The 13615-nt window shown below is 55.3% G+C and carries 12 protein-coding genes; all 12 read right to left on the bottom strand.

What is annotated here, in order from left to right; all coding sequences use genetic code 11:
- Positions 1-11: 11 nt before the first annotated feature.
- Complete coding sequence (locus tag ACI48J_RS07450; RefSeq protein ID WP_405082317.1) at positions 12-794, bottom strand: M20/M25/M40 family metallo-hydrolase; 783 nt, start codon at positions 792-794, stop codon at positions 12-14.
- Positions 794-1603, bottom strand: a complete 810-nt coding sequence (locus ACI48J_RS07445; protein ID WP_405082316.1) for a hypothetical protein — start codon at positions 1601-1603, stop codon at positions 794-796. The genes ACI48J_RS07450 and ACI48J_RS07445 overlap by 1 nt, the downstream gene beginning before the upstream one ends.
- Before the next feature lie 198 nt (positions 1604-1801).
- Positions 1802-2818, bottom strand: coding sequence for a hypothetical protein (locus tag ACI48J_RS07440; RefSeq protein WP_379276774.1), 1017 nt, complete (start codon positions 2816-2818; stop codon positions 1802-1804).
- Positions 2819-3278: 460 nt separating this feature from the next.
- A complete protein-coding gene (locus ACI48J_RS07435; protein WP_379276772.1) occupies positions 3279-3551 on the bottom strand; it encodes a hypothetical protein in 273 nt (90 codons plus the stop codon).
- A gap of 72 nt (positions 3552-3623) precedes the next feature.
- Positions 3624-4163, bottom strand: coding sequence for a hypothetical protein (locus tag ACI48J_RS07430; protein ID WP_379276769.1), 540 nt, complete (start codon positions 4161-4163; stop codon positions 3624-3626).
- 210 nt (positions 4164-4373) lie between these two features.
- Complete coding sequence (locus tag ACI48J_RS07425) at positions 4374-4826, bottom strand: hypothetical protein (protein ID WP_379276767.1); 453 nt, start codon at positions 4824-4826, stop codon at positions 4374-4376.
- A 30-nt stretch (positions 4827-4856) separates the two neighbouring features.
- A complete protein-coding gene (locus tag ACI48J_RS07420; protein WP_405082315.1) occupies positions 4857-6575 on the bottom strand; it encodes a dynamin family protein in 1719 nt (572 codons plus the stop codon).
- On the bottom strand, positions 6572-8614 hold the full coding sequence (locus tag ACI48J_RS07415; protein ID WP_405082314.1) for a dynamin family protein: 2043 nt from the start codon (positions 8612-8614) through the stop codon (positions 6572-6574). Before ACI48J_RS07415 ends, ACI48J_RS07420 begins: the two co-directional genes overlap by 4 nt.
- A gap of 12 nt (positions 8615-8626) precedes the next feature.
- Complete coding sequence (locus ACI48J_RS07410; RefSeq protein WP_405082313.1) at positions 8627-9325, bottom strand: hypothetical protein; 699 nt, start codon at positions 9323-9325, stop codon at positions 8627-8629.
- A gap of 95 nt (positions 9326-9420) precedes the next feature.
- Positions 9421-9873, bottom strand: a complete 453-nt coding sequence (locus tag ACI48J_RS07405; RefSeq protein ID WP_379276757.1) for an SMI1/KNR4 family protein — start codon at positions 9871-9873, stop codon at positions 9421-9423.
- Positions 9874-10467 (bottom strand): HNH/ENDO VII family nuclease, encoded by a 594-nt coding sequence (locus ACI48J_RS07400; RefSeq protein WP_405082312.1) that lies wholly within the window; start codon positions 10465-10467, stop codon positions 9874-9876.
- Between the two features lie 4 nt (positions 10468-10471).
- Positions 10472-13612 (bottom strand): ATP-binding protein, encoded by a 3141-nt coding sequence (locus ACI48J_RS07395; RefSeq protein WP_405082311.1) that lies wholly within the window; start codon positions 13610-13612, stop codon positions 10472-10474.
- Positions 13613-13615 lie beyond the last annotated feature (3 nt).

The following is a 13615-nucleotide window of genomic DNA, read 5'->3' as shown; positions in this document are numbered from 1 at the left end:
TATCGCCTGTGTCAATGAGTTGTCAGCGAATGTATGTTCCGCTGTTTTTCTGTGCTCATCGAAACCAGCGTCCCGACGATCAAACGGATCGTATCCAAACAATCATCAATATTTACCGTTTCTCTTGCCGTATGCTCCAACTGGTACCCCGTGGACAAATTCACACTCGGGATGCCCAGTGAGGCATAGGTAACGGCATCGCTCGTGCCGCCGGTGACCGCACGCCAGTCCGGCATCCCGCACAGGACCGCTGCCCGCTCGAAGCGAGCTGCGGTTAGGTCGTCGCAGAAGTCAATATAGCCGTTGCGGACGACAATATCCCTCGACCCGCGGCGGTCGACTACGATGGCGAGCTCAGCTTTCCTCAGCCAAGCCGGATCGATCTCACACGAGCCCACGCAGCCGACCTCCTCCTCCCGGGTAAAAGCGAGCCGAATCGTGCCATCGAAGCCGGTATGTTGCAGTTGGTCCAGCACGGACAAAATGATTGCAATTCCTGCCCTGTCATCCGCTCCGAGCGGACCGCTGCTGCTGCTCCACACGCTGCCGTTTCTTATAACGCTGCGGCTGGGATGAACCGGTACCGTATCCATATGGGCAGAGAGCAGTACGACCGGTCCTTCCCCGGAACCATAGACCGCTTCGCCGAGCACGTTGAAATAGGTATCCGTAGTTGCTTTCAAGCCTGAGGTCGTAAGGCGGTTGATAAGATATTCGGCAACCGGCTTCTCATATCCGCTGGGTGCTGTGATAGCAAGCAGTTGCAAGAATTCCTTCTCGAAGGCATGTCTCATTAGAGCAAACCTCCCATCCACTCGCAGAGCGCGGCAAAATCGTGCTGGAGCCGTTCTGCCCCGGCCAGCATGCTGCGGTGCTTGAACCGGTTGCGGCGTTCGGCGCGAAGGCTCTCCGCCTGACGGCGCAGCTTGTCGCCGATGGCGAGGACGTCCTGCTGGATGAGCTTCAGGCTCCAGCGGTCCGCCGCTGCGGAAAGGGATGCCCGCAGTTTTGCACTTCCCTGGGAGTCACCCGGTTCAACGACCTCCCACTTATAGTGCAGGGGCAGGCTGGCCAGCCGATCCTGCACGGCGATCTTGAACCAAGCAGCGGCATAGCTGCTGGCGAAATATACCTGCGGCTCGTGGCGCCCGTGGCCGTCGCAGCCGCCCGTCACGAGGAAGCCCGCCTCACTGAGTGCCTTGACGAGGTAAGCGATCCCTCTGTCGAGCGATAGCGTATTCCAGCGAAGCCCGTGATTGCGCTTGGTGAACGCGCGCCAAGAATAAAAGCCGTGCGGGATATGACTGCGGCCGTATCGTACCTGAAGCCGGTTTAGTTCCGCGCAGATCTTGCCCGTTATACCAGGGCACAGTACCTGAAGCCTGCAACCCTGTTCGGTATAGCATATCGGAACGCCGCTCCCTTCCAGAAAGCTTCGTACATCACGAACGTCCCGCTCCCCGTTGCCCGCCGACAAGACTACGGCATCGCCGTCTACTCGGGTGAGGAAGCCTCTTCGCTTCAGTGCTTCGTGCAGCTTTTCCGCTGGAGTCGCAAGGGTCGGGAAGTTGTTTCCGTTGGATGGACGGTTGATTTGGTTCATGGAGCATCAGCCTCTCTTCGTGGAATGTGGTTTGTGTTGTCTATGTACAGTAAACCACGTCCTGGTCACATGCCTGTGACCACGCGGATTGATTAAGAGAGAGGTTTTATTTTTTCCTCCATGCTTGACTGTGTCACACGGTTCGACTGTACCTAGCTCCGCGACCCATGAATCGAGCATAAAAAAAGAAGCTGGGGCTTATTCTCCCAGCTCCATATCCTCCTTGCTCCGGTATACGCTGCCATCCCGATACACAATCACCGGGTCGGGCCAAGCCTGATGATTCCACTGATATCCCTCCTGAAGCGTGAGCAGGTACGGCTTCTCGTGGTCATCCTGATGGCGTGCCAGCTCCTCGCGGATCCGGTTGATGTTCGATTTGACCACCGTGCTGCGAAGCGGCATCGGTTTACCGAACCTGGCTTCATACAGGTCCGCCCCCTTGAGCGGACGCTCCGACTCCATGAGCAGCCACAAAAATTCCGCCGGACGCTCTCTTAGCCGGATCCGCTTCGTTCCCTGCAGATGCAGCCATACTTGGCGGGGCGCCTCCGTGAAGCTGAGCACCGTCCTCCCGCTGGCAACCAGCTGCTCGTATTCCTCCTCCGAAATATCCCGCTCCTTATGCTTCTCCGACAGACGGAGTGACTTGAACCCGCCGTCCTCGAGCAGCAGCGACTCTGTTTCGCCCACGAGCTCCTTCAGTCGGTCGCGCAGCTGTCCCTTCATGCCGCCCCACAGGGTCATGACCGTTTCCATTGACCGGCGACTCAGGTGCTGGTACGCTCGGGTTTGGTAGCAGAGTGCCTTCACAGCCTGCTCATCGGTAATCCGGTGCTGGCGGTACCTCGCCGATCTCTGCAGCGCTTTGCCAAAGTACAATGCGGACTCTTCCCAACGTTGATCGTAATAGTACAGAAATCCAAGCCGATAGCACGCCAGAGAATGCTCAGGCTCCATACGCACAGCCTGGCGGAACAGCTTCTGGGCCCGCATTAGGTTCGTCCTGCTCATCTTCAGGTCGCGCCCCAGCTCGAGCAAACACCGGAGCAGATTGTTCCGGTATCGCTCCTCCCCCGGGCACAGCTCCGACAGCCGGTTATACAGCGACAAGCCCTGCTCCCAATACTGATTCTCTAGATGGTCGCCCTCGCCCAGCTCCCACCGTTCCTCTTCGAACAGCAGCATTTTCAGCTCTTGTTCCTGACTGCTCATGTTGGACACCCTCCGTAGCATGTCTTTTCTATATACTCCCATTACGAACGGATGATTTCGTCAAGATTTCAATAATGACAATCCGTTCAAACCAGGTTATGATGGATCCTTTCCGCCCCCAGTTGTCCATAATATGGATCCAAATGATTTTCATTTTCCCCGCCTGAGGTGAGCAGTGTATGTAACTTCAGCCTGATAAAATATGAACGAATAAATTGTGCTAGGTGACAGCATATCTTGCTTAGTTACATTTCCCTAAAACAACTCCATCTGTTTCCCCTCTCCTCCGATCCGGTCCATACGACTGGAAAATAGTCCTGAAGGAACTTACCCTCTACATGCGCAGTTAAAGCGATCATCTAGAAGCCCAGCTGCTCTGCGATATAGAATACAGGGCTGAGAACATGGTCACTCGAAGCCTTGCCGAACGGGTTGTCCAGAATAACCGAATGATGACGCTTCATGTGACTATGAATTGCTGGCGCTTCTCTGCCACATAATTAAGAACTCCAAGGAACAAGGTCATGTTCTTGCTCCACTTCTCTCCACCTGACCAGCGATTGGATTCCTCCCAGGAATAAGTAGCCCCTGTTACCTGTTGATCGTTATTAACTTTACGGCAGCTGATGCGAATAACCGCGCCCTGCTGGAATACTTTCTGCAGCAGCTGCTTGGCATCCAGCCACTTCTCAATATCTTTGCGAATTGCCGCCGGCTGCTCGGTCCCATCCACATCCCGGTACTTGGCGTACTCCAGCTGCGCGATGATCCATACGATATGACTGCGAATTCGCTCCTTGCCCTCCTACTCGTCCCAATCCGGAACATGGAAGACATAAATTTCCTTATTGCCGCTTTCGGTGCGAACCCGGGTCCTCTTGGGTAACTCACGAAGCTCTTGCGCAATCTGCCTTAGGTGGGCTTGTATGTGTGTAATAAACTGCTGAAGCTTCTGATCCTCCGTCTGCATCCGCAGCTCTGCGATCTGATTGGCCTTCAGAATGCTGGCCCTCATCATCGCTTCGAACTCCTGAAACTCGGCATAAGCATCCTTTGCTTCCACGCCTCGCTCGGCCATCTCCCGCAGCTTTACATCCTGAACCTGCCGCTGACAAAATTCCCGGAATCGCTGGCGGCTGGCGGTAACTTTGTCCCGCTCCTTCCCGATGGCTTCCCGCTGCTGTTCCAAGCGCCTGATCACATCCTGACTGCCGGCCTCCAGACGATAGACGATCTCCCGCATAAACTCCGCATCCGAATCAGACAACTCCAGAAAAGGATCATCCAGCTTATGCACCCGGACATAGCTGTTCCACAGCTGCAAGACCCGGCGCGTCTCGTTCAATCTTCGTTCCACTACGTTAAGAAGTTGTACCACACGTAGTTATCAACAGCCGCCGCTTCACTTGTCCTGACTGGGTTTACGGTGGTTTGTGCATCTACGGACTATCAAACACGGGTGGTTTTCTTCCGGCTTAAACTTCTCTTCTTTTTTTGAGTTCACCGAAATTATCCATTTCATATCACCAGTCTTCCAATGTTGGTTATCGCAGATTTACAATCCCAATCGCACCCAAAGCTTGTCAGACTTGATCTCCACAGAGCTGATGGATCCCACCGGTACCTTCTTCACTATATCCAGCCCATTAAGGTCAAAGCAAGCTTCCCCCTGCTCGTAGGATACGAGGGGAGGCTGAGTCAACACCTTCTTCTTGACCGTTTCGAAATCCGCCGGGGAAAATTGCACGACCTCGAAATGGAGCAGCCTACCTTGTGTCCGCGTCGGCTTAAGGGCGATCGTAAACGGGATCGGTACAATCAGCCTCTTCACCTTTCCCGTTATGGTCAGCCTTTCGTCCGCAAGCTCGACCTTTAACTGCTCCACTCCCTCTATGGGTTTCATCTCAAGCAAAAGTTGAAGCATCGCGGCCGTGATGGGGATGGATCCCCCCTGCTCCTTGATTGTCTGCGCCGCTGTCCGGATGATCTTTCCGAATATACCGCTCATACTGAACTCTCCTCGCCTTGTAATCGCAGGTTATAATTGTTGCAGTTCGTTAGACATTTGCCCGAGACTTTCCATATAAGCCACCAGCTCCTCGCCGAGCCGCTCCCGCTCTCTCGTAAGAAGCTGCCGATCCATTTGCTCCGCAATTTGACGTTCGTAATCGTCATTCACTTTGCCGAACTGCGCCAGCAGCTCGGTGATCACGTTCTCCTCCACTCCCTGTTTTATCTCATACACCAGCGCTTTCGTATCCTCAACCGCTTGGTGCTTCCTCCGTTTCACACTGATCAGGCCCCCGACGAAAGCCCCGGCGATGACGAAGGGCGAAATCACCACAATCGGCGTGGTTGCGGTTAAAGACAGCACAGTCGAGGTGACTCCCCCAAACAGGAAGCCGGCACCGGCACCCGCCGTGACCTCAGTCAGTGCTCCGATCGGGCTTCTCGACGGCACATCCACCGGAAGCCTGCCGATAAACAGGTTAAACTCCTTATCCACACTGCAGGATATGTCCTCGCTTATCGCCATCCACTGCTCCTTCAGCCACACGCCCCATTCTTCGACCTTGAGGCTGATTTGCCGTTCAATATGGGCTTTTCTTATGATCTCATGGATTCGGTCCTCCAGGGGGCCGGTTCCTTTCACGAGATCGATGAGACCAAAGCTCTCAATACAGCCGGCAATTTCCCTGGTCTCTTGAACGAGAAACTCCTCCGTCAGCCATCGGTACATGTGCGACTTCAGCTCATCCATGATCTGGCTCTTACGGTAACCTAACTCCCGCTTCTGCTTGGCGCACTGCTCGGACATAAAATCGAGGAAGCCGCCTGCCTGAAGGTGGATGCCTCGCTCCTCCCTCAAGACGGCCAGCGCGGATTCGATAATACTCTGCCGCTGCACGGCATCAAGCCGCCCCTCCACTTGCCGATCCAGGTAATCGGTCAAGGCTTGAATTTGCGATTGTTCGTGCAGCTCCCTGCTGTTCTGCTCGATCCCCTCCAACGCCTGCCTGGCCGATATCGCAAACAGCTCGGATAAATATAAGCCGGAGCGCATCCGAACGTAGTGAATCAGACGGGCCGGCGTCGTATCCGCCTCATCGATGCGGTTGATCACGCCGATCATTTTTTTCCCCGTTTTTGCGGTTGCCGCCAGACTCTCGTCTACATCCGACTGCCCCAGATGGTTTGCATTAAATACCCAGATCACTACGTCCGCTTCCTGCACGTAGGACACGGTACGCCGATGATTTTCGGAGGTTACGCTGTTAAGTCCGGGCGTGTCCACCATCGCAAGCGTCTTCAAGCCGGTGAGCGGATAACGGACACACACATGCGAGCACTCTGCAAAAAAGTCCGCATTCCCCCGCTCCGCGGCGAGAGTATCGTATATTTCGTCCACACTTCCACGCTGCGCCGACCCGTCCTTGCGGACGATTTCGGCCCGGGGAGCTTCATCATAGCTGACCTCCATCACGAGCGCGGTCATCTCCATGATATGGGAGGGAGCGACCCGCCCCCCGGCCAGCGCATTCAGCAGGGAGGACTTCCCCGCTTTCACTTCACCCATCAGTACCAGCTTAAGCGGCCCCTGTACCTTCTCCCTCAGGATATGTATATGGTTCAGCGGCGCCTCCAAGGTATCCTGCTGCAGCGACAGCCCCATTCGGCTATCGGCATCGCACCGGCGCAACGGCGATCCGCTTAGTATGCTATGGCATTCTTCCAATACAGCTTCGAGCTTTTTCATACGGCATTCTCCCGTTCGGCGGAGGATATTCGGTCCGGCGCGGCCGATAAAATGATTTCCTTGGCGGCGGGTACGGGAAAGGAGCTAAGCTTGTCTGTACGGAGCGACTGCAAATGGTTCAGCAGGCCGCGCATCTCGCCAACCGGACAATGCAGGGCCGCAAACGACAGGTCCCGCAGCTTCTCGATTTCGTCGCTCGCTTTCGTTACAGCCTCCTTGTTCTGTTTCATCAAGGTTTCCTTAAGCTTCTTCGCCATTTCATCGGCTTGCCTCCGTAAATCCGCCTTGAATTTATTGACTTTGGTTTCATAGCTTTCGAAGAGGCCGATAAAGCCGTTCCAGGCCGCGGCGAGCCCCTCCCACAACAAGGCGATTAACCCTCCGATTAATACGAGCGGCCCCAGGATAAAAATCCCCGGTCCCATCACACTGATCATATCCACCATCGCCCAGGCGGCTAATGCCCCCATCGAAAGACCATTCATTTTAAAGAAACGATCCAGATTAAGGAAGGCGTCGCTTTGCAGCAGCAAATTTTTTAACGTTTCGGGCAAGTTCGCTATTTTCAACTTGGAGATTTCGGTGAACAATGATTTTTCCGTGAAGTATAACCGGTACTGAGCGATGCTTTCGTTGCTCTTCCTCTCATACTCGTCGGACAACGGCTTTAGGGACGGCGAGCCAAAAATATGCTGATCGATATAACTTTGGCTCTTGTCCATGTCATAAGCGGTTTGTCCGTAGAGATCAATATTTTGCTGCAGCTCTTTTCGGTATTTGACAATATATTCGTCCGCATGTCCCTGCAAAATGCCCGACAGCTTCGCCGTCCCTTCGCTTAGCTCCGCCCTGACTTCGGCGTAACGTTTAGCGTCGAGCGCAAACTGTCTCACATATTCGTTACGTCTGTGCTCGAGCTCGTGCATCGTATAATTATAGCCCTGCAGCTTGCTCTGAAGCCGAATGTCCGTTTGGTTTCGCCAGAACAGCTCGTCAATCATCCGAAGAAGCCGGCTTAATTGGCCCTGATGCAGCTTCTGCTCGTCCTGATCCCGTACACCTTCCCACGATTGCTTCGCGGATAAGGACACGAATCTGGAGAAATAAGCGCCGAACAGACGGCGGGCTTCCTCTTCCACCGCTTGAACCGCCTCTTCTCCCCCGACACTGCGAACCTTATCCATTTGGTTCAGCACCGCAATCGTGTTGTCCGGGGATACACCGATTTCCGTACGAAGCCTCTCGATTTCCTCCAGCATGCTCTTTGAGCCCTGGGCGGATATTTGCGTGGCGTCGAGCAGCCAAAGGATGCCGTCGGCCTTATGATAATAATCTACCGCGCTCATCTTGAGCTCCCCGACCAGCTTCTGAAACAGCCCCGGCGTATCGACCACCCGGAACTTTTTTAGAAACGGAGAGCCGTTTATCGGCCAGTGCACCTCAGCAAGCGGTGAGTGATAGATGAACCTGCGAATCAATAAGGCGCGCAGCTCCTCCTTCTCTTCGATGGTTTCCAGCTGTCCCGCGGCCTGGGTAAACTCCTCATAGGCCTTTAGCTCGGATTCCTCCTGCTTTCGCTCTTCCTCGAACAAGAATGCCCGGGCCTGTTCTCTGCCGAGCCGCTCGGTACGGCCGTCTTTATAGATCACAGTGACGGGAGCCTGCTCATCCCCGCCTTCGTAAACGTCCACCTTCCAGGTCTTGGGCAAAGCGTCGGTATCGGCAGCCGCTTGGCCGATGAGCGCATTGATGAGCGTCGATTTCCCGTACTTGCCCATGCCGACTATAAACAATAAAAACGGCTTATCCAGCCCTTCCGCCTGCAGCCGGATTCCGTTCGCCTGCTCTTCCGCGTAACGGCAGAAATCGTCCAGCAGCACAGCCGGGCAATCCTTTACGCGAATTCTGGCACCCCGCACCCATTGCTCCAGCTCGGTGGCTTTCTGCAGCAGCTGCTCTTTGCATTTGGCCTTAGCCAGCTTCGCTTGCTGCGACCTGAGCTTAGGCAGCAGCCGGGAAGCGAGCTCCGCAGATTTCATAGTCTCCCTCTCCTAAACAAACAGATTCACTACGACGACAACCAGATTGATAATTAACAAAATAAGCATGGCAACCTGCATGGAGGAAACGGATGCAAACCGTTCGGACATCACCATGCCGTGTTCAGACCAGCCGTTTTTAAACTCCGTTTTCGATTGCTCCATCAGCCGGCCAAACTGCTCCTGCCTTCGATCCAGTTCGCTCCAACGCTTCTCGTCGCTCTGCTGCTTTTGCAAAAGCCGCTTGTCCAACTCGGCTTCCCGCAAGGCCGCCGTCTCCTGCTGCGACACGATGAGCTGAGCCTGCGCTTCCTGGAATACATTCAGCTTCTCGTTTAAGCGGAGCACCTCCCGCTCTACCGTGTCCCGCGTCGCCAGCTGGGAGATTCGCTTCTCCAACGCCTGCGAGACGGTGCCCATTTCTGACAACAGCTTCTCCAGCCTCACCGCCTCCATCCGCAGAGCTTCCATCTCCTGCCGCAGCTCTCCCCGTACGGTGTCCGCGGTTTGATTAAACACATTCTCCGGAAGCTTTTCAACATCCGCGAGGGATGCGGACAACGCACCGACCTGCCCGGTCAAGCGGACCGTCGCTTCCTCCATCCGCTCCTGCAGCTCGTGCATCCGTTCAAAAACCGAAAGCTCCAATACCTCTTTGGACGTCTCCGCCACCAATTGCTTGAAATCCTCGTACAGCTTGTCGTCGCTCATAGCCGAACACCCCTCCCCGAAACAAGAAGAGGCGTCCGCCAGCCGGCGGACGGCCCCTTCATATGAATTTCACTATGCGGTAAACCTCGTACAGTTCACCTTGCGGCGCGAACCGCTTCGAAGCGTTCCGATAAATACGAAGCGAAGTCCGCTGCGATTTTCGCCACCTGCACGCTGTGGGACCACTCCACCACGATGCCGGTCTGATACCCTTTGGCTTCCGATTGGACCGTTGTTACACAGGCATACGCACCGTCTCCGAGTTGCTCTACCGGCAGCAGATGGGAAGGGAACTGCGCGTTAGCGCGCAGCTTTCCGGTTACCCATTCCACGTTGGGAAGCCCGGTCCTAGCTACGCCCAATCCGAATATCTCGATATAACCGAAGTTGCCGCAGCCATATTCCCGTAAAAACTCACGGTACTCCCCCGGAAAAGTCAGTCCCAGCGCTTGCTCGGCAGCAGCGATCTCACCTTCGGACACACCGCCGACAAAATCCGCCGCATCCGGCAGCTCTCCAATAATGTCGCGCACTTTCTGCAAGCTCATCTATGCGGCACCTGCCTTCATCATTTGCGCTCTTTCCTTCCAATGCTCAGATCTCACCTTGGCAAACTCGCCGCGGTCGATCTCGCTCGGGTTCTCCAGATCCGGATGAAGCAGCTTAAAGTTGCCCTCATGCTCCGCGCTGGTCAGCTCAGCCAAGGGGCCGTCCGGGTTTTGCCGGATATGGTGCAGCTCGATGCCCTGGCCGGATTCGTCAATCGGCGCAAGCCCCTGCTCCATCCGCTCCATATTCGTACGGCCCCGCGCATCGGTCAAATTAGGGTCGATGTCGCTGCGGACCAGAACATCTCGCCCGTTCACCTCTTTCATTTCCAGACCGGCTTGATCGTAAAGCTGCTTTTCCTCGAGAGGGACCTCAGCTACCTTCACTCCTTGCTCATTGAACAGACCGACCTGAGGCTGCATGCCTTCCGGCTGCCCCGTGATATTCAGTGCCTCAAGGGCAGGCTGCGCATCCGGCGAGGAAAAAATTTGCTCCATGCTGTAGTGAACGAACTCCACACTGCGCCGGCTTATTTCGATGGTGGCCTGCTTGCCGCCCTCCAGGGCGGCGGCTCCTAACGCTTGAACTGCCATCTTGTCATCCCTCCATTACCAGCTGCTTGACGAATTGTTTTGTAACTTGACTGCCCACCTTTTGAGTCAGGAGCAGAATCGTTTTATATAACCATTCAAGGGTTGCCTCGGTTTCCGTCCTGGTTTCCGACATCCTTTGCATGCTCAGCTTGTCTCTTACCACGGCTACAAACCGCCTTACGTTTGCAATCTTATCGTCGGTCCAGGCCACTTGCTGCAGTATGCCGGCCTGAAGCAGCTCATTAGCCGCCAAATATGCGGCTCCATCTGCGGCGGAGGGCTCTTCGAACAGACATGCCGCGGTTTGAACATCGCCCAGCACACGGTCGTACGACTCCATGAGCAGCGGATAAATTATCTCCCGGCGGCGAAGCTCCAGCAGCCGTCGTTCCCTATCGGACCAAGGCGCCGCGACCCCTTGGACAAGCAGTCCGATATAGTGGGCGACAAGATCGCGGATTCTTGTAATTTTTGCGAAGTAAGGACTCTCGTCCAGCACCTTCTCGAGCATCAGCTCAGTCAGCGTCTGCAGAAACTGCGGGGCGCTGCCGGGCAATACGTCCAGTCCTAATCGGTACGCCAGATTTAACAGAAGGCCCTGAGCCTCCTTGACCGCCGCAGCGGACTCGTCCAGCTCGCCAAACAATAAGCTGTTATAAAGCTTTTGCCCGATCTGCATAATCTTTTTGGCGGCGTATTCGTCCTGAATCATGACCTCTGCAAAAGGGTGCACGTACCCGCGGCTCTCCATAAACGGGTTGTATGTTCGCGCCGCCTCGGCGAGCTGCCGTTCCTCTAAGTACTTTATATTCTCTTTGGCCGGATAAACCTGCAGATGCACAGGGCGGTTCATTCCCTCCTGAAAGACGAGGGCCTCGCCCTTTTTCAGCACCGAAATATGCATCGCATGAGTCTGCTCCAGGCCAAGCGCATTACACATGCTTTCTCCGTCATCCCGGGCCACGAGACGATGCACGATTTTCAGGTTCGTATTCTTGACGGCATCCGGCGCGAGTTTGTTCGGAATCTGATCGACGATCAGCATCCCTTCGCCCATCGAGCGGATTTCGCTAAGCAGATTGCTGAAATATTCGACGGATTTCCCTTTAATGTTGGCAATCTCCGGATTCCCGTGAGAGGTATGGTTGCTGAACACGCGATGAGCTTCCTCAACCACCGTCACGTGGCGCAGCTGAATGTCAATCCTGCCCGCCGGCTTTTCCACTTTAAGCTGCTCTGCCAGCCTAACGAACAATATCCCCATAACCAGTGCTTTGTCGTCCTCGTCCGCGACGCCTTCGAGCTCCAGTACCGTCGGATAACGCAGCAGCTCGCCGAAATCGAAGCATTCCCTGGTATTCAGCAAAAGCCCCTTACTCCCTACCATCAAGCTTTTCAAACGGGTCAAAAGAGCCGCTCTAATGTTGGACTTCTGCTCTTCCGCATAGCCGGAGCCGCTCAAATAATCGTCCACCTCATGGTACAAATCCCTCAGCGTCGGAAAATAGCGGCTTCGGTCGTGTGAAGTGTCCACATATATGTTGGTGGAATGGTGAAGGCTCCATCCCCGCTTTAAGTAAATGGTCTGCAAGCACTGCTCCAGTATATTGGGCATCGACGCATACATCGAGAACGACGCCATAAATATTGCTTTTAACGAATCGATGTGCTGCTGCAAGGAGCAGCCTTCCGGGAAATGAAACGGATTCAGCCGAAAGGGCGACAGTTGCTCGCTGCCGAGCGTATACACTCGAAGCTCAGGAACCGTACTCGTCAAATGCCTGTACTCGCTCTTGACGGGCTCGATGACCAGAAAGGGCAGCCGCAGCCCCTCAAGCAAGCGGAAGATCGTGTTCGTTTTGCCGCTGCCCGTTAAGCCGGTGACTAAAGCATGCTTGGTCAGCTGCTCCGGCTCCAGGGACAGTTCCTGCCCAATTGCAGCGCCACGGTGCAGAATATGGCCGAGCGCAATCGTCCCTGAGCCGCTTCCCGGATTGACTCCGTAATCCGGTGCCGCCGTTACGCTGTAGCCGCTCCATTCGAATTCCGGCAGCGAGGCGATGCACGCCAGCTCCGAGCTGGTGTGCACCGAGGTCGCCCTGCTGAGCCTGCCGTTCAGCACATCCTCGCTCGCTTCATCCTCCGGTAAATACAGCTTCTTCATAAGCGTGCCGACGACAGCCGTATCGTCTCCAAAGGAAACCGGGCAGGTCTGGTTTTCCTCGCCGGCGACACCCCCGGAATACACCGCCTTCATCACCTCAAGCGTTTTGGCTGAGCCTGCGCTGAAATAAACGGCCGTCTGCCACATGCCTTCCGCTAACCCTCGGTCGTATCGTTCTATTTGATAATCAAGAATCCGTACGAGGGCCGCCGCATCGGCATGCTCGACTTCCCGCGATTGATCTTTTGTCACGGTATGCCCCTCGGAGCTCGTCTTGCCGCTGCTCGTGCCCCCGCCCCTAAACACGTTTTCAAGCATGCTGCTGGAGCTGTTAACGTTGGTGTTATCGGATAGCTGCGTATTTTCAGCCATGCTCTCCGAGATCGAACCGGACTTATAAGGGTATACCCGGTCTCTCTCCTCGTACAGCTTGACCCGGCGTCCCTGGATCTCCTCAGGAGATAACGGAGCGGCGGCAATGATCACCGTGTAGGCCTCGCCTTGGCAGCCGCGCAGCAGGGCGTTCATCCAAGACGCCCGATCCGTATCCAGCGCCCGGGGAATACCGACAGCGTAAGCGCAGTATTTGCCCGGTTCCCCTTCCGTGTGAGCCTCAGACTGAAGCTCGGCCGAGGGAAATACAGAGCGGACCATGCGGCCCGTGTCATCATTGGAACGGGATGCTCCCCCAAGACCGATAGACACCGAGATACTCCCGGAAACATCCCCTTTTATACGATAAAATGTAAATTCCCGAATACCGGCAAATGATCGGATCAACTGGAGTGATGCCTCTCTGATCTCCTTCGCCTGCTTCTCGCGGTCCAGCTCGCTGAGTCGGATCTCGCGCAGCGTGACCCAGCGAAGCGGCGGACGCTGCAGTTTGGAATGGCCGGTGCGAATCGCAGGCTGCCGGTTCGGTAACGCATAATAGTTGGCTTGCTCTTGCAGCGTAAGTTTCTCGTTAGTAGAAAGTATCATGGC

It is taken from the genome of Paenibacillus chitinolyticus, assembly GCF_045038035.1.
Lineage (GTDB): Bacteria > Bacillota > Bacilli > Paenibacillales > NBRC-103111 > Paenibacillus_F > Paenibacillus_F chitinolyticus_A.
This window is presented reverse-complemented; position numbering and strand designations above follow the sequence as displayed.